The organism is Caproicibacterium lactatifermentans (assembly GCF_013315815.1).
GTDB classification, from domain to species: domain Bacteria; phylum Bacillota; class Clostridia; order Oscillospirales; family Acutalibacteraceae; genus Caproicibacterium; species Caproicibacterium lactatifermentans.
This window is the reverse complement of sequence record NZ_CP046051.1, coordinates 1,197,236-1,218,222: the sequence shown is the minus strand read 5'-3', so window position 1 is coordinate 1,218,222 and position 20,987 is coordinate 1,197,236. Positions and strand designations below refer to the sequence as shown.

The 20,987-nt window shown below is 55.8% G+C and carries 28 protein-coding genes; all 28 read right to left on the bottom strand.

Translation table 11 applies throughout. The annotated features are described in order from the left end of the window. Nucleotides 1–111: 111 nt before the first annotated feature. A complete protein-coding gene (locus GJQ69_RS05955; RefSeq protein WP_086035609.1) occupies nucleotides 112–294 on the bottom strand; it encodes a hypothetical protein in 183 nt (60 codons plus the stop codon). Between the two features lie 112 nt (nucleotides 295–406). Further along, nucleotides 407–997, bottom strand: a complete 591-nt coding sequence (locus GJQ69_RS05950; protein ID WP_086035610.1) for a hypothetical protein — start codon at nucleotides 995–997, stop codon at nucleotides 407–409. Next, the gene (locus GJQ69_RS05945) at nucleotides 994–1,305 is read right to left on the bottom strand and encodes a hypothetical protein (protein ID WP_086035611.1); all 312 of its coding nucleotides are present in this window, start codon (nucleotides 1,303–1,305) and stop codon (nucleotides 994–996) included. The genes GJQ69_RS05950 and GJQ69_RS05945 overlap by 4 nt, the downstream gene beginning before the upstream one ends. 4 nt (nucleotides 1,306–1,309) lie before the next feature. Further along, nucleotides 1,310–3,334: a DNA cytosine methyltransferase gene (locus GJQ69_RS05940; protein WP_174193247.1), complete on the bottom strand. Its 2,025-nt coding sequence runs from the start codon at nucleotides 3,332–3,334 to the stop codon at nucleotides 1,310–1,312. After that, a complete protein-coding gene (locus GJQ69_RS05935; protein WP_174193245.1) occupies nucleotides 3,331–3,897 on the bottom strand; it encodes a DUF7768 domain-containing protein in 567 nt (188 codons plus the stop codon). The genes GJQ69_RS05940 and GJQ69_RS05935 overlap by 4 nt, the downstream gene beginning before the upstream one ends. Nucleotides 3,898–3,917: 20 nt before the next feature. Continuing rightward, nucleotides 3,918–4,820, bottom strand: a complete 903-nt coding sequence (locus GJQ69_RS05930) for a conjugal transfer protein TrbL family protein (protein ID WP_086035614.1) — start codon at nucleotides 4,818–4,820, stop codon at nucleotides 3,918–3,920. A 280-nt stretch (nucleotides 4,821–5,100) separates the two neighbouring features. Continuing rightward, on the bottom strand, nucleotides 5,101–5,307 hold the full coding sequence (locus GJQ69_RS05925) for a hypothetical protein (RefSeq protein ID WP_157658922.1): 207 nt from the start codon (nucleotides 5,305–5,307) through the stop codon (nucleotides 5,101–5,103). Nucleotides 5,308–5,454: 147 nt separating this feature from the next. Continuing rightward, nucleotides 5,455–5,796: a DUF3852 domain-containing protein gene (locus tag GJQ69_RS05920; RefSeq protein ID WP_086036838.1), complete on the bottom strand. Its 342-nt coding sequence runs from the start codon at nucleotides 5,794–5,796 to the stop codon at nucleotides 5,455–5,457. 86 nt (nucleotides 5,797–5,882) lie between these two features. After that, nucleotides 5,883–7,616: a DUF8193 domain-containing protein gene (locus tag GJQ69_RS05915; RefSeq protein ID WP_174193243.1), complete on the bottom strand. Its 1,734-nt coding sequence runs from the start codon at nucleotides 7,614–7,616 to the stop codon at nucleotides 5,883–5,885. A gap of 80 nt (nucleotides 7,617–7,696) precedes the next feature. Further along, nucleotides 7,697–8,224, bottom strand: coding sequence for a DUF6550 family protein (locus tag GJQ69_RS05910; protein WP_174193241.1), 528 nt, complete (start codon nucleotides 8,222–8,224; stop codon nucleotides 7,697–7,699). A 95-nt stretch (nucleotides 8,225–8,319) separates the two neighbouring features. Then, entirely contained in the window at nucleotides 8,320–8,868 is a 549-nt protein-coding gene (locus tag GJQ69_RS05905; RefSeq protein WP_174193239.1) for a hypothetical protein, read from the bottom strand. A 13-nt stretch (nucleotides 8,869–8,881) separates the two neighbouring features. Next, nucleotides 8,882–9,277 carry a DUF4320 family protein gene (locus GJQ69_RS05900; protein WP_174193237.1) on the bottom strand — a complete coding sequence of 132 codons (396 nt, stop codon included), beginning with the start codon at nucleotides 9,275–9,277 and terminating at the stop codon, nucleotides 8,882–8,884. After that, nucleotides 9,271–9,636, bottom strand: coding sequence for a hypothetical protein (locus GJQ69_RS05895; protein ID WP_086035619.1), 366 nt, complete (start codon nucleotides 9,634–9,636; stop codon nucleotides 9,271–9,273). The genes GJQ69_RS05900 and GJQ69_RS05895 overlap by 7 nt, the downstream gene beginning before the upstream one ends. A gap of 106 nt (nucleotides 9,637–9,742) precedes the next feature. Continuing rightward, complete coding sequence (locus GJQ69_RS05890; RefSeq protein ID WP_086035620.1) at nucleotides 9,743–10,615, bottom strand: secretion protein F; 873 nt, start codon at nucleotides 10,613–10,615, stop codon at nucleotides 9,743–9,745. Nucleotides 10,616–10,620: 5 nt separating this feature from the next. Beyond that, nucleotides 10,621–11,550 carry a type II secretion system F family protein gene (locus GJQ69_RS05885; RefSeq protein ID WP_174193235.1) on the bottom strand — a complete coding sequence of 310 codons (930 nt, stop codon included), beginning with the start codon at nucleotides 11,548–11,550 and terminating at the stop codon, nucleotides 10,621–10,623. Continuing rightward, on the bottom strand, nucleotides 11,547–12,905 hold the full coding sequence (locus GJQ69_RS05880; RefSeq protein WP_174193678.1) for a type II/IV secretion system ATPase subunit: 1,359 nt from the start codon (nucleotides 12,903–12,905) through the stop codon (nucleotides 11,547–11,549). Before GJQ69_RS05880 ends, GJQ69_RS05885 begins: the two co-directional genes overlap by 4 nt. Before the next feature lie 11 nt (nucleotides 12,906–12,916). Then, entirely contained in the window at nucleotides 12,917–13,732 is an 816-nt protein-coding gene (locus GJQ69_RS05875; protein ID WP_086035622.1) for a CpaE/TadZ family protein, read from the bottom strand. Continuing rightward, a complete protein-coding gene (cpaB, locus tag GJQ69_RS05870) occupies nucleotides 13,732–14,577 on the bottom strand; it encodes a Flp pilus assembly protein CpaB (RefSeq protein WP_086035623.1) in 846 nt (281 codons plus the stop codon). Before cpaB ends, GJQ69_RS05875 begins: the two co-directional genes overlap by 1 nt. 19 nt (nucleotides 14,578–14,596) lie before the next feature. Next, nucleotides 14,597–15,013, bottom strand: coding sequence for a prepilin peptidase (locus GJQ69_RS05865; RefSeq protein WP_086035624.1), 417 nt, complete (start codon nucleotides 15,011–15,013; stop codon nucleotides 14,597–14,599). 5 nt (nucleotides 15,014–15,018) lie between these two features. Next, a complete protein-coding gene (locus GJQ69_RS05860; RefSeq protein ID WP_086035625.1) occupies nucleotides 15,019–15,249 on the bottom strand; it encodes a DUF6133 family protein in 231 nt (76 codons plus the stop codon). A gap of 51 nt (nucleotides 15,250–15,300) precedes the next feature. After that, nucleotides 15,301–15,687: a SpoVG family protein gene (locus GJQ69_RS05855; protein WP_086035626.1), complete on the bottom strand. Its 387-nt coding sequence runs from the start codon at nucleotides 15,685–15,687 to the stop codon at nucleotides 15,301–15,303. A 74-nt stretch (nucleotides 15,688–15,761) separates the two neighbouring features. Beyond that, on the bottom strand, nucleotides 15,762–17,633 hold the full coding sequence (locus GJQ69_RS05850; protein ID WP_174193233.1) for a DUF5057 domain-containing protein: 1,872 nt from the start codon (nucleotides 17,631–17,633) through the stop codon (nucleotides 15,762–15,764). A 75-nt stretch (nucleotides 17,634–17,708) separates the two neighbouring features. Then, nucleotides 17,709–18,299 (bottom strand): hypothetical protein, encoded by a 591-nt coding sequence (locus GJQ69_RS05845; protein ID WP_086035628.1) that lies wholly within the window; start codon nucleotides 18,297–18,299, stop codon nucleotides 17,709–17,711. Nucleotides 18,300–18,347: 48 nt separating this feature from the next. After that, entirely contained in the window at nucleotides 18,348–18,917 is a 570-nt protein-coding gene (locus GJQ69_RS05840) for a hypothetical protein (protein ID WP_086035629.1), read from the bottom strand. Nucleotides 18,918–18,957: 40 nt separating this feature from the next. After that, a complete protein-coding gene (locus GJQ69_RS05835) occupies nucleotides 18,958–19,557 on the bottom strand; it encodes a YodL domain-containing protein (protein WP_086035630.1) in 600 nt (199 codons plus the stop codon). A gap of 28 nt (nucleotides 19,558–19,585) precedes the next feature. Further along, on the bottom strand, nucleotides 19,586–20,182 hold the full coding sequence (locus GJQ69_RS05830; protein ID WP_086035631.1) for a hypothetical protein: 597 nt from the start codon (nucleotides 20,180–20,182) through the stop codon (nucleotides 19,586–19,588). Continuing rightward, nucleotides 20,175–20,471: an AbrB/MazE/SpoVT family DNA-binding domain-containing protein gene (locus GJQ69_RS05825; protein WP_433406858.1), complete on the bottom strand. Its 297-nt coding sequence runs from the start codon at nucleotides 20,469–20,471 to the stop codon at nucleotides 20,175–20,177. The genes GJQ69_RS05830 and GJQ69_RS05825 overlap by 8 nt, the downstream gene beginning before the upstream one ends. Continuing rightward, a complete protein-coding gene (locus GJQ69_RS05820; RefSeq protein WP_086035633.1) occupies nucleotides 20,458–20,904 on the bottom strand; it encodes an AbrB/MazE/SpoVT family DNA-binding domain-containing protein in 447 nt (148 codons plus the stop codon). Before GJQ69_RS05820 ends, GJQ69_RS05825 begins: the two co-directional genes overlap by 14 nt. Between the last annotated feature and the right edge of the window lie 83 nt (nucleotides 20,905–20,987).

Sequence of the window (20,987 nt, the reverse complement as noted above, 5' to 3'; positions counted from 1 at the left end):
ATGGTGTCCGGATCCACAAATGCGCACGGCATCGAACGCCATGGATTCGCACAGCTGGGTAAATGCCGATTCAAAAACATTCATAATAGATTCTTTGCGATCCCTCCTGAATCATTTTGGGGGATGGTCTTGCCGTATGATCCTGAATACGGGCTGTATCGGGGGAACTTCGCCTCCCGCCGCCTTAAAACCCGCAATAAACGCTCTGCGGATGCCGGAAAAATGGTCGTTGAAGATCTCATCGGCCTCATAGGTTTCCAGATAGTCGCTCAGCGCCTCGTCAACATCCTTCATCGTTTTACACGTCCTTAACCGTAAATATGTAATCCAAGGGGACCCCTTTGGATACACAATATCCGAAATTCTGTGTCAAGTCTATTACCAAACCCAACAAGAACTGGCACCGCTATTCGTCTGGAATCAACCAACGCTCCCCGTCGAAATCCTCAAACTTTTCAGAGGTGACATTCTGTTCGAAGTAAACGGCCAAAAGGCATTTGATGTCCTCTGAATCTGCGCGTTTGGCGGAGAAGCCCTGTTCCCGCAGGGTCTTCTCAATGCGGTTAAGATAGGAATAAATTTCGCCTTGCTTCTCATTCCGCAGGCGCAGCACGACCAGAAATTCCCGCGCCGTCGCCATCTGCATCTGGATACGATCCAGATGGTTCAGGTCGGCCTCCAACAGAGCACGGATAGCCGGATTCTGTTCCTTTTCAAGCCGCGTGCGCAGAAATTGCTTGTTGCCCTCGAAATTTTCGCGGCTGTTTAAGCATATAAACTCCAATTCCGCAATCCCCTTGAGGACGGTCATCAGCGCATAGATCCGGGCGGACAGGCTTTCTTCAGACAGCACGGAGATATTTGTGGGCTGCACGATAAAATAGACCAGTTCGTCGTTCCGATAGGTTTGCAGGCTGTAATCGGTGATGGCTTTTGTGTTGATCAGCTGGCGGGTGGTCTGCCACTGCCTTGCCTGTTTTTTTGTTTGCCTGCTCATAAGTTTTTGCTCCTTCCACGCGGTCCCATATCAGGCGGATTCGCAGCGTCCGACAGCCCCCATTCAAAATACTGCTGTTTCGTGAGGAAGAAAGCCGCTGCATTCTTGATGAAATTCAAAATGCTGGTGTCGTCGAAGCGGATACTCAAAAAGGCGTAAAGCGCGACGAGGACAATAGGCGGCAGAAATCGCAGCTGAGCCAACGCAAGCACCGCGAGGAGAAGGCCGATGCCGATCACGCCGAGATCCCGCAACTCCCACAGCCAGAGGGTGGGCTTCGCCCGGAGATTATCCGGATAGATATACATGCAATCAGTCCTTTTTATTTCTGATTTTGAGCAAAAAATAAGCGATCCCCCGGAGCACATGCTCCACACAGGGGATCGCCACGCTGTTTCCGAGGGCTTTGTACCGCGCGCTGTCACATGCGCCGGGGATATCCGTCCAGTGATCGGGAAAGCCCTGGAGCCGTTCGCATTCGAGCGGTGTCAGCCGTCGGATGAGCTTTCCGGTTCGCACTGGATACAGAGTGTTGAACGAATAACCGCCGCCTGGATGAGACTGCGGCGTACCGCACAGGTCGCCGTTTTCCGATCCGGCACGGCAGTTGATTCCCGCGATGTCGGTGTCGCACACGAGATCGGTCGCGTCTTTATACTGGCGGGCACTTTGGGTGCTGACCACGCCGTTCGGCGTGTACTCGTCGCTTCGTTGCTGAGAAAAGACACAATGCCGGTCCGCGGTGTTCAGCGTGTAGCTGATGTTTGGTTGAACGCCGATCCCGTTGCCGCCGTTATGATCCTGCCGGTCGATAATGTTGCCGGCGATGCAGTAACTCTGACCGGTAGGAAGGTCGGAGCCGACCCCTTCGCTCGGCTGGCTGATCAGCGGCACGTTGTTGCCGCCCGTTCCGTACCGCGCGGATATTGTGGGCGCCACGCCGTGCGGCCCGGTGTAGCGGGAATCGATCCCGTGGTTTTTATATAACTCCGGTTCGCCCATCACGAGAGGCGTGTGCCCATGCTCTTGCGCCCGGAGCGTACCGGAGAGGTTGCCGCTCAGATCGATGCGGCTCCCGCCCTGATCGTTCAGACACAGAACGCCTGGCACCATGTTGCCGCCTTCGGTCGCTTTAAGGGTCGGCGCGCATTCCTCATGATATCCGATTCCGCCCGCCGCAGCACCGGCTCCCGTGGAAAAGGCGGCGGTCAGTACACATGGATATCCCTGGCCTGCCTGCCCGCCGCCCAATGAAAGGGCTGTATGCTGTTCCGGTGTGAGAAAACACTCGCCGTTTCCTTTGCTGACTACGCCCGCAGACAGCAGGAGGCCACCGGGGTTTCTGCCGCCGTTTCCATCCGCACCGGCAAGCGTCGGAGCGACACTTTTTTCCGTAAAGATCCGCTTCTGCTGGGTGTCCCATGAAGTCAGGCAGTTGGAAGTCTGCGTTTCCTTGGACGGATGTGCGATAAAAGTCTGCTGCTTCATCCCCGGCTGGGCTTGAATGGTGCCGGACACATTATGGAGATTCCGCACCTCGTCCCGCTGGTTGCAGGCAAAGGCAACGAAACTGCCATCCGCGCCTATGTTGACCGGATCCCTGCCTGAATCTCCAGAGCCATTTGCAGCACCGGCGGGAGGTCTTTCCCGCGTTTCCTCGCCCGGCGCAGGATCCCCAAACAGGCGGTCTTGCTCAAATAATATTTCGGGTGCGGTACAGTCTCCAAAATCCGCGACAAGGTACACCCTTTTGCGGCGCTGGGCGAGACCCCAGTATTGAGCGTTGTATATTCTCCAAGCGAGGGAGAATTGATCTCCCATAATGCACCCAGCAGCGTACCACACCCCGCCCGGAGGTCGAGGAACAGATATGGCGCTGTCGACAATTCGGCAGGTTTCCTCCAGCACGATACGGAAATCCTCTCCATCGGCGCTGGAGAAGGCGCCGGGTACGTTCTCCCAGACCATGTATCGGGGGCGAACAGCGTCAGCTGTCCGTCCGGTTCCTGCGTCATGTGTTCTCATCTCCTTGATCACCCGGATCTGTTCCATAAACAGCCCGGAACGCGCGCCCTGGAGCCCCGCCCGCTTTCCCGCAGTGCTCAGATCCTGGCACGGGCTGCCCCCGCAGACCATATCCACAGGGGGCAAATTTGCCCCGTTGAGCTGAGTAATGTCGCCTACGTGAATCATATTTGAAAAATGAAGTTTGGTCACCCGGATGGGAAACGGCTCGATCTCGCTGGCCCACAGAGGGGTGAAGCCCTGCCGGCTGCCAGCGAGGGGAAAGCCGCCTATCCCGTCGAATAGACTGCCCATGGTCAGTGAAGTGCTCATAGCCGCATGCTCATGCCGAAGACAAGCGTTTCTTCCGGCAGGGGACTTCTTTTCTGCGGAAAATATTCCACCGTCCGGTTGACGGGCCCTATTCCTTCATTAAGCCGCCCTGCTTCGGTGGCCGCTTCCTCGTAGGTGTCAAACGTTACCGGCTCTCCATCCTGTTTCACCCACGCCTCGGCGGAACCGCAGACCGACAAGGCGCTGCGGCGCGCCAGAATGCCGTACTGCCTGATGGCTTGTTTTTTCTGAATTTGTTCAGCCGATATCCTGCGGACCGGAATGCCGAGCCGCTTTGCTTCAGCAATTTCTTTTTCCATGCCCTCGCTGGTATGATTTCCACACACCCACAGTTCTTCGCAGGAGGCTAAAACCCGCAGCCCCATTCGGATACCGGCTTCTCTTTCCATGGGAACGGCATCGTTCAAAAACTGCGGGTACAGAAGGTGCGGGGCAATGGGTGCGCAGCCCTGCTTCATAGCGTACCGGCACGCGGCTTTGGCAAAGCGGACATTTTCCTCAATGCTCCCCGCGTATGGGGAACAGATATAGACCAGTTTCAAACTTCATCCCTTCTTTTCGTTTACTTCGCCACCGCCTTCGCAATGGTGCGGGTGATAGACACTGCGGTTTGTGCGGCATACGCCGCGCTCATGAGGTTGGCCTTGGTTGACGTATCAAGTCCGAAAGCCCCGGCAATGCGGGGAATCTCGCCGGCCGACAGCATCAGCCCAAGCCCCAGCAGGGCATGGTCTTTGACCACCAGCAGACCGGCGCAGAGGATGGTCGCCTGCAGAAACGTCGTCAGGCACAACCCGACGATCTGTTTGCACCATGATACAAATCCGTCAATGTAGCCGCGCGGGACGCTGAACATATACAGACTTCCCACTGCGATCTGGATCAGCAGGATTCCGCCGCGTTTGAGGTTGCTGAAAAATACTTTAATCACGGCGTACCCCATGAGAATGAGGATAAACAAGATCAGAATGGGGCTGGTAATGGCGCCGAGCCCGCCGAATACATTGGTGCTTGCCGCCTGTTCCAGTGTGCCTGCCGAGTTAAGCCCGGTGATGATTGAGCTTGCAAGGTCGCTGATTCCCGAACCATAACCGGTGATGCCCGCCGTCAGGCTGCTCTGCAGGGATACGGACAGCTTATACAACTCCACCGGTACGGTCGAAAAAAGCCCGACTGCCATAAACCCTTTGATCGCGTTGAGGGCTGTGTCTTTGATGCTGCCGCGACCGGACTGATACTCAATGGCGCACTCGAAAACCGCCACTACAAGACCCGTACCGTATAGTGCCCAGGCCAGGTAAACGAAAAAGAGAACGATGGACTTCACCCAGTCCATGTCGAACAGCTCGGCACCCATGTCACCCATCTGCGCGAAAAAGTTTCCAAGGAAACCGACGATCTGACTATAGATCCAGTCGATAATCTGATTGAGCACGGTTCCAGCTACGAAATTCCAGATGAACACAGCATTCACTTCCTTTGCGCAAAATAAAAAGGGGCTGTTGCAAAACTACCCCACTGGAAAATAATGCACAAAAATGCGCCTTGATTTGGCCCTCAAAAACCATTTCAAAGCGCATTTTTCTATTTGTTGGGCTGCTTTTGTTGTGCAATTTGCTATTGCAAATTCGTTTTGCAACAGCCCCTTTCAGAAAAGCAAAAGAGGCCGGTATCCTGCGCTTTTCGACAGGATGCCAGCCTCTCGTTTTTATGTTTTGGGATAGGTCACTTGGTTTTTATAGCAATCATTCCTCTGTCGGAGCCTTTTCCTTGAGCTTTTTTACAAGCTCCGCGGGAGATACTCCGGCCTTTTTTGCCGCTTCGAGAAGTGTCTGGATATCCTCCTGTTCCTTTTTTTCAAGAAGCTGCTTTTTCTGCTCGTTCAGTTCCTTGAGTTTCGAGTCAACCTCAGAAATCTGTTCTTCAATGGTCTTACGGCTGCCGCGAGGCATTTTCATCATCCCTTGTATGTAAATTTTACTATAGTATACCGAATTGCCCTTTACAAAGCAAGAAAATAACAAACAAAATATCGGAAACGCCAAGCGGTCTGCTGGTTAGACCTTATAACACCGGGATTAGGCTGACCGGTCAATTGGCTACATCCCGATGACACCCCAGATATAAAGGGGGGCCGTCAAGGTGAAAACTAAGCACGCAAACAAAATGGCTGGCGCGGCCCACTCAAATTGGCCCTGTTTTCTGTAGTCGAAATAAGCCGTGCCAAGTTTTGCAAAGAAGAAAACAGCGAGAATCAGATCAATAGCGGGGAAAACCACTTTGTTGACAACCGTCTTGATCTGCTGGGAAGCAGTCGACCAGGTACTCTGTACCGCCCCCGCCACGTCGCCGCTGCCGGCTGCGGACGCCGTGATACAAAACACGGAGAGCATCACTAAAGCCATGCAAATGAGAATCACAAACTTCTTCCGCTTTTTCATATATGCTTTCACACCTTTCATTGTAGGATAAAATTCAAGGCCGCAGAGCATGATGTCTGCGGCCTTCTTCTTTATCTGCGGATGGTTCAGGGTAATGCCGGGATGGCGCGCCAGTCCGACCACAGGTTTCCCCTAATTGTCACTGAGTCGGTCAGATTCATGCTGAGCATGCCGGTCGGGGTCCAACAATCTTCCAAAAAGGTGTATGGAGTATAGCTTCCGTCCGGCATCCAAAGCGGTGTGAAATGAGTGCGCCGGTTGTAGGTGGAATAGCGGTTGGGGGCAAATTCAAACCGTGCGTTGTACCCGCCGGCTGTTGGGTCCAGCAGGCGCCAATACGTCTTATACCCAAATTCGGGGAAGTAGGTGACGGCGGTTTGAGCGCCAGTTACCGCCGAGGAATGATTGGTGCTGACTGACGCCGCAGCGGTCTGATGGATTCCATATCCGCTTTTGATTGTTTCGTCGGATGCAGTCGGGTCTTTGCCGTCCGGCGTGATGCTCATGGACGCGGAAAGGCTTGCGGAATAGGTGTCGCAGGCAAAGTCCCACCAGCCGTGGTCAACCCAACTGCCGTTGTCCTCCCAAGAACCGCTGGTGTCGTCGCCGTGCCAAATCCAGTCCGAAACCCACACCCAATCGGCATGCCATACGGGCCGCCATACGTTCCATGAGGCCGAAGCTTTTTGTGGATTGCTTGGCATACTCGCCGGGGAATAGCCGCTGTTTCGGTCATCGGCGTTGGGATCAGGCGGGTCATGACCGGAAAGATCCACAATGCTCGCGTTGATTGTGCCTTCACTGGTGCTTCCTCCGCCCGTTGCAGACACATGAATGGCCATGGACTGCGGCGTGGAAGGCGTTGTCCAGCGCACCCAAGCCAGCTGACTGTCGCCGTCAGGATAATATACGTTGCCAACCGCATAGTTTCTGCCGCCGATATTGAATCTTACCGTTACCGGGTGGTCGGGATCCGACTGCCCGCCGCTGACAGTCACCGGTGTGATAACTTCGGTGTTGACATGGTAAGTGTAATTCTGAGTGCTGACCTGCGTTGGCGGTTCGGCTGCGGAAAAGCGGACGATGCCGAGACCGAGAGAGGAAATAATCGTGGAGTCGGACACGCGATCATCTCTGGAACCCGTCCAGGCGGGGTAACCAAGATCCGAGGTATCGAGAAACATAGAAAGCGGCAAATTCTTGTGCGTCAGGGACGCCATCTTGGAACGAAGGTCGCCTCCGAGTCTCTGATCGTACAATGCGGCTTCCGTAGCGGTCATCGCCACCCGTGCGCCATAAAAAGTGAAATATGCGATAGGTTCCAACAGAATTTTGTAATTGCCATTGGTAAGAATCGAGTAGCTAAAGCCAGTCAGGTTTGCAATACTTCGGAGCACCTGTTCGTCAGTGAAATAACTTTTTATTACTTCGATACTGGACTGCCCCTGATCGGAGTTGATGATCTTGGGAAGCGGCTGCGCTGGATTGACATAAGAATACCGGCCGGTATTCAGTGCCAGCGCATGGCCGTTGTTGTAGGCGATCTTGCTTACTTTTCCAAAGTTGATAATAATATTATCCGGATGCCTGTTGGTGAAATCCACGGAAGCTGACGCCACCGTGTGGTCGCTGGCCCGGATGACGGTTACTCGGACACCTTCGTCACCGGAGTTCCAGAAATTCTCGTCGCTTCCGTTTCCGAGCCCGCCGCCTCCATGATCGATGTTTCCGTCACCGTCCCCATCGGCATAGGCGCTGAGCGGAGTGCAAAGCGTCAGTAGCAATACCAGAGAAAGAAAGATGCTGAACAGCCGCTTCATAATTGCCTCCAAAATAGAAAAGACGCACAGCCTAACTATGCCGTGCGTCTTAAATACTGTTTTAAATTTTGAAATTTGACTCAGTCCATCTGTCCGACCTTGTTTCCGTTTTCATACATATCGCTCGCTGTACTTCCCGAGCCACCGCCGCCGTTGTTCGTTACCCATCCAAATCCGGGGACATAGATTTTCCCGTCTTTTTTCTGAAAGTTTTGATCTCCGGATCCCTTGCCTGGAGAAGTATCCTTCGAGCTATACGTCGGTGCCTTGGAAGGATTGGTGGTGCTGCCCTGTGCGGCAGGCTTGGAGGAAGGTGCCGCGGGTTTCGATACATCGGGCTGGATCGCCTGATCCGCCTTGCTTGAGGCTTCCGGTGCCTGGGAGGATGCCGACGAAGCGAGCGCCGCGCTTTTCGTTGTATTATCGTTTGTCCCGACAGCCGGGACGATCACTTCACTGGAAGTAGAAGATGAGGATGTCGCGACATCAGCGTCGTTGACTCCCTCCGCCTTAAGCTGATAGGAAATTCCGATCACAAAGACTGCGCACACCACGCCGATGCCGGCGATGGTCAATGATCTTTTGGTTTTATCCGATAATTTCTTCATGGAGTTTGACCTCCTTTTTTCTCTTTTCCGTTTGTTTCCTCTTGTTTCACACACTATCACAGAAAGGGTAAAAAGTCTATTGCTACTGCGATTTTTTAGAAAACAGGCATATATTTTGCCCGAACTTTCAATGTGGCGTGCATTGGAGGAAGCGTCTTACCGCCAAAGCTCACCGGTACTTCCAGCTGGACGGTTGCGTTTGCTACAAACCCCGGATTATTCGCCGGATTGGAGGGCGCCAGAGGCGCGTTTTGTATGGTTACCGACAGGCCGGATATCTTGAATTCCTCCGCACCGTCTGCTTCCTTTACATGGGCTCCGTTCTCATTTTTCAGGCCGAGGTTCCGGTCAAGCCGACCATAAATATCGCCGGTACTGACGCTTCCGACCCAGGAAGAGCCGCTGGGTCGATATCCACCGGAATATCCCTCACGGACTCCGTGATAAACGTTGCTGTAATTGTCGGTTACGGTAGCGACGACGGCAGACTGCACCGCATCCCGGACGCCCGACGCGATGATGCATAGACGCAGGTATTCGGAGATCCCGCACAGAATGAGTACCAGCGCGAGGGCGACCGCGACAACCAGCGGGAAGGAAAACCCGCGTCGGTCTTTCAGGATATGCTTCAGTTTTTTGCGCACGTTTTCCTTCACCTCATTTCCAGTAAATTTCGCTTTTCCCGTTGGCCTTTCCTTCCAGATTGATTGGAAAACTGCCGAATCCGCCGAACAGCCCGATATTTGCCTGTGCGGACACCGTCACTGTGAATTCCTGATCGAGCGGGATTTTACCTGTCCTTGACCAGTCGACAGACGGGTGCAGCCCGGTCTGTTCCTCCAGTTCCCGCGCCCGTGCGTCCGTTTCCGTACCGACGCGGCCTGAGATCTCCGCTTCCCGGCACAGCTCCGTGGCAAAGGAGTCCAGCTGGTTTTTCTCTATATACACGGGAAACAGTTTGACCGCGAAAGCGATGACCAGCATGGCGCAGAGCACCAGCACCGCGATGTCGATATAACCTTCCCCGCGGCGGGAGCGGAGCCGTTTCAGCACAGTTTCACCCCCTGCTGTTCCGGAGGGTGAAAATCCTCGTCAAGTTCATAACTCTGCTCTGCGTCGCTGCGGTCCGCGACCGACCAGAGAACATGCTCCATATCCTCATCGGGCGCATAGGATTCTTCCTCCATCCACTGATCCCGCACAACCTCCAGAGGGTTCCGGAATCGGAGCAGATATTCCATGTCCCTGAAATGGCTGGCCCGGAGCGCCTTGTATACCGTTTTGGTTGCGGCGATTTCCTCCGCTTTTTCGATCAGGGTCGGTGTGTCGAGATTTAACCATCCCTGCACAAAGGCATTGTAATTTTCATCGAGTTTTTCCTGAAGCTCCTGCAGCGTTTTCTGATGGTCCATCTATAAACCTCCCTTCCTCACATACATGGATATATTCAGGATCCCGGGCGCCTTGTTTTCCGCTGGATGCTGTCTGCACCCGCGTCATATCAGCGGCGGTTCGCCGCTAAAACATGGTGCCGAGGGATTTCATGATTGAGATCGCCATGACGGAGAGCCATGTGAACAGGAAACACATCAGCATCACAAAGGAATAGACGCGGATCTTCGGCGGAATTTTAAGCGCCTCGCCGCGCAGCCGCTGGAGCTCCAGCGCCTTGAAGTCGTGATCGAGCATCTGGAAGTATACCGCCCCGTCGTCGCCCCGCAGCACCCCGATCAGGCCGCGCGTCACATCGGATATACGAGGCGAATTGAACCTGGCCTCAAAGCGGGTCAGCGCCGCCTCATAGGAGGAGGAGCGCATGTCGGCGGTCAGGATTCCCAGCTCATTTGCAAAGGCTTCGCCCGCATTCTGCTTGTAATGCTCCAGCATCGCCAGCACGTCGCGGCTGGATTTGAGGGATTGCTCAATGGTCGCCACAAAGCGGGGCAGCTCGCTTTCAATCTGCTCGCGTTTCGCCTTGAGCTGCTCGTCCGCCTTTCGGATTTCTTTGAAATATACAAGGGCGGCAAGCAGCATCAGCACCGGAGCCAGCAGCGGAAATAAGAACAGACAGGGGATCACAAGGACAACGATCACTCCGCCTTTCACAATGGCATACGCGGTGTAGACCTCCGGCGTCATGGGAATCCCCGCCGCTTTGAGGGTGTTCTCCAACCGGCTGCGTTTATATTCGTCCATGCGGATAAGCCTTGCCAGCTTGCCGGCACACGTCATGAGGTAAGCCTCCACGCTTTTGGCGGCTTTTTTCCGGGGCTTCCCGGCGCTCAGCAGAGCCTTGGCCGCGGCCAGCGTCGGAAGCTTCAGCAAATCGGATAGAAGGAAAAACAGCCCCGCCGCAAGCAGGGCTGCAAAAAGAAACAGCAGACCCGTCATCCACGTCACCTCCTGTAGCGGATGGGCTTTGTCAGTTTGATCACGAAGGCACTGCTGATGAAAATTGCCGCGGCACAGGCCGCAAGGACGATCTGGCCCGCGAGGCTGTGCATCAGCGCCGCGTACCAGCTCCGGTTGAGGAAATACATGAGCGGGATGTTGCCGACAACCAACAGCGCCATGATGACGAATTCCTTTCGCGGTTCAAACACCAGGTAGTCCAGCTCGGCGTTGACCACGCGGACGTCGGAGAGCTTGGTAACAATCGGCGTCAGCGTGCTTTTCAGGCTCCGATCGTATTGACACACGGCGACGGCATCGCACCATTCCTGAAACACTTCGTTTTGAATTTTGGGCTTCATCTCCCGGATTGCCGCCTCCACGTCGGGGTCGATGAGCTTGACCCGCGCGGTAAATTCCGCAAAAACATTCTTCACCGGCGGGTTCAGATAGGGCAGGTTTTCCTCTATCGAGGTCATCAGATCCTCATTGCGCAAATAGGCCGATGTGACAATGGAGAGCGCCGTTTCCAGTTCGGTAGCGACGTTCTTTTTGAAGTGCTCCGCCGTTGTCCTGACATAGAGAAACGGCAGAAACGCAAGCCCCACCGCCAGAACCGGCACAAGAAACACATTCTGCATCAGAATGGCAACGCACGCTCCGAAAGCGAAGAACAGGAGCGACGCCGCACAGACCATGGAGAAGCGTTCGCTCCGTCCGGTCATACGGAGGATTTCCTGCGCCTCGCTGATTTCACGGTGCAGGAATGACGGCTTTTTTCGCCTGGTGGTTTCATTGATCTCATCCCGGATGCTCCGGGGCCGTTTCAGCAGAAAGCCGAACAGCCCGTCCGCGAATTCCAGCGGCGAGAGCTTCAGGATCATAAAAGCGCCGGCGATCAGGCCGGCGCAGGCAAACAATTCTATTGCGGTCATGCGGCCTCGCCTCCAATCTGCAGGATCCGTTTGAGGATGTCCTGCGGCATGCCGTTTTCAATGAGCTGCCTCTGCAGGCTCGGAGAGATACCCTGTACCACGCTGTGGCTGCCGCTGATGATGAACCGGCCGTCTTCGATACGGTTTTCATTGATGGCGAACTGGAAGATGGGGCGGAAATTCCTCGCGCCGTCCGGCAGGATTTCGCACTCCATCACTTCCATCACACGGCGCTGCCGGTTTTCGAGCTGTTTACAGAATACAATCAGCGGGAACGCCTCCGTGACATAGCCCATGAGGGTCGCGTCGGGCGTATCGACGGCGCGCTTGCACAGGGATACCATACGGGAATAGGTTGCCTGGCAGGAGTTGGCGTGGATTGTGGTGACGACCGCGATGCCGGTGCGGGCGGCCTCCTGCGCCGCGTCCGCTTCGGGCCCGCGCATTTCGCCAACCACGACATAGTCTGGGTTGAAACGCAGGGCGATATCCAGCAGGTCGGTCTGGTCGATGCGCTGCCGGCCGTTCTCGCTGTCGCGCGTCAGCGTGTGGATGACGCTGTTGCGGATTTTCCCGTTTGCATCCCTTCTCACCAGTGAAAGCTCGCGGCTCCCGGATTCAATGGTGAAAATGCGCTTATTGTCCGGTATAGTGGTCAAGAGCCAGCCCGCAAGTGTGGTCTTGCCGGATCCGGTTGGCCCCGCGACGCAGATGGAAACGCCGTAACGCAGGCACTCGGAGAGAAAATCCAGCATGTCCTCCGTCGCCGTGCCGAGACGGATAAAATCATCACGCCCCATGTTCTGCGGGTTGACAATCCGGATGGACGCGGCCACCGCCACGTCCTCATCCACCAGAGGATCCTTGAGCGTTGCGATGCGGATGTTTTTGCTCAAATGCCCCAGCACGGCCGGGCTGGCATTGTCGAGCACCATGCCCGATATGTGGAGCATGCGGCGGATGACGCTGACGGCGTGCGCCGGGGAATCGAAGCGTTCATCGAGTTTTTTTATGCTGCCGTCGCTGTACTGCACCTCCACGTCGTCCCAGGCGTTGACGTCGATTTCTTCAACGCCGGAGCCGAAAATGTAATGGGTCAGGAAACCGAACTCCGCCATTTCAGTGTGCAGCGCCTCTACGAGCCGGGGCTGATCCATGCCGGCGACGGCGATCCGGTTTTCCCGCACATACTGCGCGATGTACCGCTTGAGCTGCGCCTTGGATTCAAGGCCCGCCCCCGCCGAAAGCAGAGGGGCGTAGTGGGTGGAGATATACCCCTGAACTTCCCGCAGAACCCCTCCGAAGTCTCTGGATTCGTCCGCGGGTGTAAAAAACAGGTTCTGGCTGTCTGTCATATGAATGGGCTTCAAACGTCGAACACCTCCTTGCTGATTTTCTGAATTTCCCTGCGAAAGCCCCGGCTCTCCTTGAGCGACAACTCCCGGAACAGATCTCCGGCGAGCATCTGGCTTTCCAGCTCGTCGGAATGTGGAATTTTGAACGCAACGTTTCCGAGAACCTGTTCCATGTTTTCGCTGGCCTGATTGGGCTTAATGTTGCTTGCCGCCTTATACTGCTTCTCCGCATCCCATTTGTTATCTTTGAGGAGCGGAAGCTGGGAGGACAGGTAGCTGACGGATTTCAGATCGCAACCAACCAGCCGCAGAACGGCGTCGGACTCCATGAGCGCCACCGCTGACAGGATGTCATGGGCGATGGCGCTGCCGCAGTCGATGATTACATAGGGCGCGACCTCCCGCAGACCGGCGATCAGTTCCGCCGCAAGCTCGGAGGTATATGGCGGGTAGGTAAAGACGTTTTCTCCTTTGCGCATCCCGAGAATACTCAAGTGGCTGATGCGCTTATGGGTGATGCAGTTGTGCCGGATCAGGCTTGCGGTGATATGCGAAGCGGCAAGGACACTCCCAAGGGAGCACTCGCACTCAAGGTCCGCGGGCGGGCAGATGCAGGGCAGCATGGGAACCGTGCTGTCACAGAGCAGAAGCAGCACGTTGCGGCGCTGATCCGTCAGGTATTGGGCCAGCTTGACGCTGACCGTGGTCTTTCCGGAGGAAGGGCTTCCCCATACGGCCAGAATTTGTGCGGAAGGCTCCGGCTCGGGATCCGCCTTGGACGCGCCGGAGCTCCGGGAGAAAAGGCTTCCGGTCTGAAAATGGAACATTACTGTCCCCCCTCGCCGGAGAAAGCGGCGGTCTGGGAAGAGCTGCTTTCCTGAGCCGGGCCGGAGGAATCCGTCAGCGCCGTACTGGAGGCGTCCGGGTACAGCTCTTTCAGGGCCTTGTCCTGTGCGTCCAGGAATTTCTGAGCGTTGTCCTTGCTGCCCCGGTAGACAAGGGCAAGGTGCAGTTTCCCGTCCGCGTCCAGCCCCGCGAGGATGGCGCTCTGCTCCGGTGTCGCCAGCAGGGTGACGGTGCTTGGCAGATTCTTCGCATCATTCGTCGTTGTGCCGCCCGACGATGCGTTCTGGCCGATGTTTGCATTGGCATCCGCGCCCTCACTGGTGGTCACGCCGATGACTTCCACATACTGCAGTTCCTTCGGAGTGACGGTGCTGCCCTGGTTCTGGTAGTCCGGGGCGAGGACAGACACAATATCTCCCGGCAGCAGTTTGCCTGAAACCCCTTCCGCAAGGGTTTTAAGCGTCACGGAAATAGCCTGCCTGCTCCCGTTCAGGGCCGACAGATAGGCGTTTGACACGGTAGGAGTTCCGGTGACTTTCATGCTGAGGATATAGTCGCCGGGAACGAGCTCTGCGGCGGCGTATTTTCCGACAACACTGTCCGGGCTTTTCAGTACATTTGAAGGCAGGTTGTAACCGCCGACTTCCAACGTCTGCACCATGTCTTTGGTAATCTGCTGCCCGGCCTGGATGTCCTTCGTGACGCGCACAATGCTTGTCTTATGCGAAACCCCGGCGTTAAAAAGGGGCGTGACCGCAAAGCAAATGAGGAGTGAAAGCAAAATGCAGAGCGCCCCGAGAACGGTGCGGTTTTTGAAAAAGCTCACGAGATAATCCCTCCAATATTCATAGAAAATAGGCCGCGATAAAGCCGAATGAGATAAAAGGCGCAAGGGGGTACGGCTGGTTCAGCACCTTTCCATGCGGCCTGTACTTCCGATAGATCCGACAGCCAACGTAAAAAAAGAGCATGGAGCTGTAGGCGATGATCTGTGCCCACAGCCCATGCTCAAATCCAACGACGGACCCGGCCGCGATTGTCAGCCATACGTCTCCGAAACCCAGCCTGTCCTTACAGATCAGGGCGAGGATAAAAATTGGGGCGCCCGCGAGGGCGCCGAGCAGCCTGATCGGGTTAAAGACGAGGAGCCCGGCCAGGAATATGCCGGGAATGTCGCCCCTCGGGATCTCCCTGTTTTTGAGATCGCCGGCAGCAGCCGCCGACAGCAGAAGAAAAAAAGCGGCGGTTCGTATCCAGACCATGGCCTTTACCCGGCATAATTGAACATATCTTTGATCCGCTGGGTCACGGTCGGCAGAATCGTATTGCCGAACAGGGCATACAGGCCGGCGAGGAGCAGCGCACCGATGACGACGGCAATCAGGATTTTGATGGCGCTGTCAACGAATCCTTCCGCCTTCCGGGAGGATACTCTGGCATAAAACCGGAGCAGCTTGCACGCGAACTCCTTTTTCGCGCTGGATATTTTCTTTTTCATGACATACCTCCGTTATTCTGTTTATACTTTGGGGCGAAAAGATGGCGGGCGTCACACGCCCGCCATCTGCATTCCGGCTTCCTGCTTCGGAGCCTCGGGAAGATGCTGCCTGAGGGCTTCCTTCTGCCCCTGGATCAGCGCCTGGTGATAGGCGTCCAGCACCGCGCCGTTGAGCTGCTCCCGGAATTTCTTGGTGACCGGGAAGCAGATGTCCCGGTACTCGCCGTTCCCGGCCCGGTAGCTCGGCATGCTCACGAACAGCCCCTTGCTGCTTTCGAGCACCTTGACATTACGGATAGCAAAGCAGCCGTTCAGGTTGACTGAAGCGTAGGCTTTGACATTGCCCTCCGGCCGGATGGAGCCGATTTTCACATCCACCTGCATGGGCTGCGCCGGACTTTCGGGGGCGGCGGCCGGTACATTCTGCAGTTCACTCATGACTTGTTCCTCCTGTGTTTTCAAATTTGGGTATAAAAAGACAGCCTTCCGCTGTCAGTGGAAGAAATCCGTTTTCAATCTGTAAGATCGAAAAACAGCGAAAGGCTGTGAACCGAAGTGTAGGCTTTATCCCAGGCAAGACCGTATTTCGCCGTTAACTCCAGTGTTCCCGCGGCGCCGTTGGGGTTCAGGACACCGAGAGGAGTCTTGTCTGTGATATCTGAGGCATAGAGCGGGGCTGTCCGGTCGATCTCCGACCATGTGCCGCTTCCGGCTGCTGTTTCCCTGATCCCAAGCCCGAGGGCAATATTCGATCTGGTCTGCACGGTTGTCAGCTTGCTCCAGTCCGCATACTTGGAGGGCGATACGTCGTTCAGCGTGAGCGAGCCTCCGGTGGATGCGGACAGGCTTTGAACGGAAACCCGAATGGGAATCGTGGAATTGTTGACGATTTGGACATCTGGCGCCGTAAAAGGAGCCGCGCTGTTGGGGTTAATCGCATAGCCGACGCTGACCGGATGTGTGACGGAAACGAGCTCGTCCACATGATAGGTCGAGACTGCTGAAACATTTCCTACGTTGTCGGCAGCGGCAATGTGAACATAAAAACCGCTGCCGGATGGCCGCGCAAAAGTGTAACTTCCTGCTGTGGTGGTGATGGAGCCGTCAGGAACCCCGGATGGGTTATTGTCAACGGCAATGGAGTAACCCTTCATCCCGCTTTCGATGCTGGTACTGATGGTAGGCGAATCGTATTTCATACCATCGTTTTCACCGGTGCTTTCCACATAATACTGATAACCAGTAGCATTGTCCTGCGAGGAGTAGCTGACCGTGTATTGTGTTCGCCCGGAATTATGGGTGATGCCTGAAATGGCCGGCGCATTTGGCGCGTCCAAATCCTGCCCCTTGTGATCAGACCAACTCGTATCGGTGGTGATCTGGCTTAAATAGAAAAGCGTGTTCGCCGTCACCCGCTGCTCATCAGGGGTAGCGTCGCCATTGGAGTGACCTGTCTGGATCATTGCGGCATTGCTCCAGCTGGTGAGATAGAAATTGTTGGTGCCCAGACCCGAGGTAACAAGGGTGCTGTTCGGATAGGTAAAAGGCTGCTGGTAGGTCATCCAGATGTCGCCGAAGGCCATCTGGTTGGAGTGAGACATCGGCACGTTCAGCACCGTGCCGATGCCCCCAACCGGCCAGGGGTAGTTGGTCAGCAAGCCTTTTTTGAAAACCTTGATCTGCGTATTACCGAGTACCGTGTAATGGCTGATGGTCTGAACATTGCAGTAATGGGCCAGCTTGAAAAAATTCGGCATGGAGATGGTGTCGTTATTCACCATCGTATCATGTCCGAAAAGAACCCCTCTGCCGGTTTTTATGAAAGCATCGGTAACAGTTTCCGCCGCAGCGGAGAGATCCTCGCTGGCAAAGGCATCCCATGCTCCAAAATATAAGGTGTCATATTTATACAAGCCGTCTGAATTCTTCAGGTATGCGTTCGGATTGGCATTATAACTGGTGATGGATACAGGGTCGACCGAAATCAAGCCTTTGCCGAAGCCTTTGGGGTCGTATTGGTTCGGAGTTTCCATCCACATTTTCAGCGACGCGGATTTCGGAAGGGTATAGTTCTGCCCCTGCCACGTTGTGAAGGTCACGATCGGCGTCACGTCGGGGTAGATGTTCAGCACTTTCACGCTGGCCTTTGATGGAATGCTTTGAAACGCGGTCTCATGGGAAGATTTACTGTACAGCATGTAGCTGTACGGTTGGCTTTTGTCACTGTTTGTCCAGTTCAAAGCAACATAATTCCCTGCGGGATTCGGCGATGCGGAAAGTGTCAGGGTGGTCGCCGCGGAAGCTGTGACACCGGGCAAGGCAGACGAGAACAGCAGGAAGCAGGCAAGGAGCGGGACGCAACACAGGCGCTTGAAGCAACGCATGAAGAGTTTGACCTCCTTTCCGGGGACAAATAGCGGCCGGAAGCTGTATGCTTCCGACCGTCTGTCCGTTATCGGTTATGTGAGCTGGAACAGGAACACGAGACTGTGGTTTGCGGTGTAGGCTGCGTCGAAGGCAAGGCCGTAATCCGCCGTAAGCGTCAGGGTCCCGGTCGTGGCGGGATTCAGCGATCCGACCAGCAGCGGCGACGGGGTGGTCGCCCAATGGGTGGCGGTGCTGTAACCGGAGTTCCAGCCGGTGGAGTCCTTCGCTTTCACGCCGAGCGCGATGTATTTTTTGGAATCCGCGTTGTTCAGTGTATTCCACGACTTGGACGCGGGGTCGACATCGGTGAAGGTTAGCGTACCGCCGGATGCTGCGGCGAGGGACTGGACGGTGACGTTGACCGCCGTTTTGGTGTTGTTGGTGATGCCGATGTCCGGTGAAGTGAATGTGCCGGTGTCGGGGCTGATGGCGTAGGCGACGTTGATGGGGTGCGTCACGCTGATCGTCAGCGGCGAAATGGAGCCGTTGATGGTTACAGAGCCGGTGACGCTGCCGGTTCCCGAGTCGGTTGTGGTGGTCGCGGCAAACGCCGGAACCGCCGCGAGGGAAAGCATAGCGAGGGTGACGATGCCCGCAAGCAGTTTTTTGATACCCTTTTTCATTATGGGGAATCCTCCTTATAAATCTGATTGTAAGCCGGAAATCCGGCTTTATGAAACGGTGAGCTTGAGGCGGTAATCCGCCTGACCAAGCAGTGACTTGGTATCCGTGCTGTAATATTTGATATTTGCGATGACGTCGTAAGTACCGGAGGCTACTTTCTGGGAGAGGGTGATCTGCTCAATATGCTGGCCGGGATAGATCGGCACCGATTCCGCGACGGTCTGTCCGTTCAGTATGACAGCGCACTGCTCAATCACCTTGTTGGATGCCGGGTTCTCCACCGCCCATGTGCCGACTGTTCCCTTGACGCCGCTTGAAAAAGCGATCTGCTCGCTCACCTTGTCGGTGACTACGACCTCCTTTTTCCGCAGCTCGGACAGGATCTCCTGCCGGGATTTTGGGACGTACCCGCCCGGTAAGGCGTTGCCGTTATCGTCGAGGGAAGAAGAAGGGGCCGATTGGCTGGATGGGGACGGGCCGCCACCATTCGGTGTCCCGGCATGGCAAAAAGAAAAAGTGATGCCGATGATTGCAAGCAAAAGGATGAGCAGGATAATCAGCAGCACCCTTTTGCGCTTTTTATTTTTTTCCTTTCCGTCGTTGTTTTCGTGGTTCATTCCACACCTCCGTATTTTGTTTGAAATTTTGTAGCGCTCTTCAAGGACTCAGGGCGGGTCCCTGGCGCATCTCCTGCCCGGGTGGGCCAAATCCGATCTCTTTAAAGCCGAAATGGTCGATATAGTGGAAGGAGCTGCCCGTTTCGTCGTACAGCTCCACCACGTCCGACATGGAAAGGCTGTGCCCCTCGTAACCGGGCGGATGATCGACGTTGAATTTGGTGTAGAGTTCCTCCAGATCGTTGGTTTCCACCTGCCCGTCGTAGGCAATCTGGTAATTGCCGGGATCCGGCTCGCCGAAGTTCTTCAGCAGCTCGTCGTAGCCGACGAATTTCATGCGGACATCCACGTCCGGCTTCAGCTGCCATATCCGGCAGCTTTTCAGCGGCGGGCGGTCGGGGAAACCATGGGCCCGCCCGGCTGCGGGGACCTCCGCGCCCGCCGCCGAGGTTTCTCTCGCGGTGGTGAGTCGGTCGTAGACACCGTTGGTCCATAGAGTCTCGAGCTTCTCCTTTGCAAGAAAGTCCGAGAGTTCATCGCTTTGGAAGATGGGGTCGACCACGGCCCTGCCGTTTTCCACATAGCCCGCTTCATTGCTGTAATACAGGACGCGGCCGTTTCGGATTTCAATATTCTTCATTGCCGGATCGCCTCACTTTCTCGGAAACTCACGGTTTCATTTCCATCCCGCCGGACTCGGGCGCGTCCGGCGGCGTTTGTTCTTTATTAAAACGCTCGATGTCCTCCCGCGTGGGGAAAGTGACTTTGCCTGCGGTCATCTCGAACACACAGCTGTCTTCGCTGTCGCAGATCATGACGCGGTGCTGGTATCCGCGCTGCGTGTCGATGTACTCCCGCACCTCCATCTCATCGGAAAGAGGAACACCCGCGGCATAGCGCCCGTCCGGCAGGAAGCAGTAACCGAAAAATTGCGGCGCCTTGGGAACCTCCGAATCCAGGGGCCGGATCTGTGACAGCTGAAGCCGCGCGCGGTCGGGAAGCAGCTCGGTTTTCAGCAACCCAAGGATTTCGCTGCGTTTCCGGCGAACACATTCCCCGTTGGCGAGGGAAACGGCGCGCACGGAAGAACCGTCGGGCTCGTCCGGGCCGCTGCCCAATCCGCCTTCGCAGAAGAGGAGCTGACGGATACCGCGCTGATCTTGTGGCAGTGCTTCCGGCTTGAGGACGACCACAGTTCCGGCAATGAACATGCCGGTTCCGGTTTGGACGCAGTCTTCCCCGCCATAGGCCGATTTCTCATCCATGGCGGCCTTCCTTTCTCTGCTGGATCAGCTCCAGCAGCCGGGCGGCGATGGCGATCTGGCTATCCTCCGGCATCTCCCGGATGGCGGCGTGCACGAATGCTTCCACCGCCTCCGGAGATTTGTCCCCAACCTCGACGATGTTGACCTTTTTGACCGACACCCGGCCGTTCTGAACATCCAGACGGACAATGTCGCCGTAGTCCATGCCCGCGGCTGAGCGCGCTTCCCGCGGGATCAGCACGCGCCCCTTGGCGTCGAGGATCTTGTAAATCGGCTTATTCACGGAAATAACCTCCTTCCCGCATCACATTCCGAACCGTGTCGGGGTTGAATCCGAGATCACCGCACAGCCTGCGCAGATCGTTCGGCAGACTGACGAGAGGGTCGAGACGGCCGGGCGCTTCGTCCGAGGCCGTAATGACGATCTTCCGCTCGCCGCAGACGGCGTCAAGCTCGTCGCCGGCGCGGAACCCCGCCTGCGCCAGCATCTCCCCGGGAAGCACAACTTCCTCCAAAGCCTCGTTGTCAGCCGGATCCTGTTCATGCTCCACGCCGTGGCGGGAAACGAACTCCCGCCACAGAGCCTGCAGAGTGTGCGAATCGTCGCAGATCAGGGCACGGATTTCATCGCCGGGGGAAAGCTCCAGCTGAATGGAGACTTCCTCGGGAATTCTGAGGCGCCCTTTCCGGTCGACGGCGGCGCTGGTTTCAAGTAATCTCATTGCATTTTCCTCCTTGATTTGGGCCGTTTGGTCATAAAACTTCATGTGCGGATTATCGCGCGCCACGATGGATGCAAACAAGG

Excerpts from the sequence above, each read along its gene's own strand:
- GJQ69_RS05920 (WP_086036838.1), bottom strand. The coding sequence starts at position 5,796 with ATGAAAAAGCGGAAGAAGTTTGTGATTCTCATTTGCATGGCTTTAGTG.
- GJQ69_RS05860 (WP_086035625.1), bottom strand. The coding sequence starts at position 15,249 with ATGAAAAAGAAAATATCCAGCGCGAAAAAGGAGTTCGCGTGCAAGCTG.
- GJQ69_RS05845 (WP_086035628.1), bottom strand. The coding sequence starts at position 18,299 with ATGAAAAAGGGTATCAAAAAACTGCTTGCGGGCATCGTCACCCTCGCT.
- GJQ69_RS05865 (WP_086035624.1), bottom strand. The coding sequence starts at position 15,013 with ATGGTCTGGATACGAACCGCCGCTTTTTTTCTTCTGCTGTCGGCGGCT.
- GJQ69_RS05895 (WP_086035619.1), bottom strand. The coding sequence starts at position 9,636 with ATGGACCATCAGAAAACGCTGCAGGAGCTTCAGGAAAAACTCGATGAA.
- GJQ69_RS05820 (WP_086035633.1), bottom strand. The coding sequence starts at position 20,904 with ATGAGATTACTTGAAACCAGCGCCGCCGTCGACCGGAAAGGGCGCCTC.
- GJQ69_RS05850 (WP_174193233.1), bottom strand. The coding sequence starts at position 17,633 with ATGCGTTGCTTCAAGCGCCTGTGTTGCGTCCCGCTCCTTGCCTGCTTC.
- GJQ69_RS05835 (WP_086035630.1), bottom strand. The coding sequence starts at position 19,557 with ATGAAGAATATTGAAATCCGAAACGGCCGCGTCCTGTATTACAGCAAT.
- GJQ69_RS05885 (WP_174193235.1), bottom strand. The coding sequence starts at position 11,550 with ATGACCGCAATAGAATTGTTTGCCTGCGCCGGCCTGATCGCCGGCGCT.
- GJQ69_RS05940 (WP_174193247.1), bottom strand. The coding sequence starts at position 3,334 with ATGAGCACTTCACTGACCATGGGCAGTCTATTCGACGGGATAGGCGGC.
- GJQ69_RS05855 (WP_086035626.1), bottom strand. The coding sequence starts at position 15,687 with ATGAGTGAACTGCAGAATGTACCGGCCGCCGCCCCCGAAAGTCCGGCG.
- GJQ69_RS05915 (WP_174193243.1), bottom strand. The coding sequence starts at position 7,616 with ATGAAGCGGCTGTTCAGCATCTTTCTTTCTCTGGTATTGCTACTGACG.
- GJQ69_RS05840 (WP_086035629.1), bottom strand. The coding sequence starts at position 18,917 with ATGAACCACGAAAACAACGACGGAAAGGAAAAAAATAAAAAGCGCAAA.
- GJQ69_RS05880 (WP_174193678.1), bottom strand. The coding sequence starts at position 12,905 with ATGACAGACAGCCAGAACCTGTTTTTTACACCCGCGGACGAATCCAGA.
- GJQ69_RS05925 (WP_157658922.1), bottom strand. The coding sequence starts at position 5,307 with ATGCCTCGCGGCAGCCGTAAGACCATTGAAGAACAGATTTCTGAGGTT.
- GJQ69_RS05950 (WP_086035610.1), bottom strand. The coding sequence starts at position 997 with ATGAGCAGGCAAACAAAAAAACAGGCAAGGCAGTGGCAGACCACCCGC.
- GJQ69_RS05890 (WP_086035620.1), bottom strand. The coding sequence starts at position 10,615 with ATGACGGGTCTGCTGTTTCTTTTTGCAGCCCTGCTTGCGGCGGGGCTG.
- GJQ69_RS05945 (WP_086035611.1), bottom strand. The coding sequence starts at position 1,305 with ATGTATATCTATCCGGATAATCTCCGGGCGAAGCCCACCCTCTGGCTG.
- GJQ69_RS05910 (WP_174193241.1), bottom strand. The coding sequence starts at position 8,224 with ATGAAGAAATTATCGGATAAAACCAAAAGATCATTGACCATCGCCGGC.
- GJQ69_RS05955 (WP_086035609.1), bottom strand. The coding sequence starts at position 294 with ATGAAGGATGTTGACGAGGCGCTGAGCGACTATCTGGAAACCTATGAG.
- GJQ69_RS05875 (WP_086035622.1), bottom strand. The coding sequence starts at position 13,732 with ATGTTCCATTTTCAGACCGGAAGCCTTTTCTCCCGGAGCTCCGGCGCG.
- GJQ69_RS05830 (WP_086035631.1), bottom strand. The coding sequence starts at position 20,182 with ATGGATGAGAAATCGGCCTATGGCGGGGAAGACTGCGTCCAAACCGGA.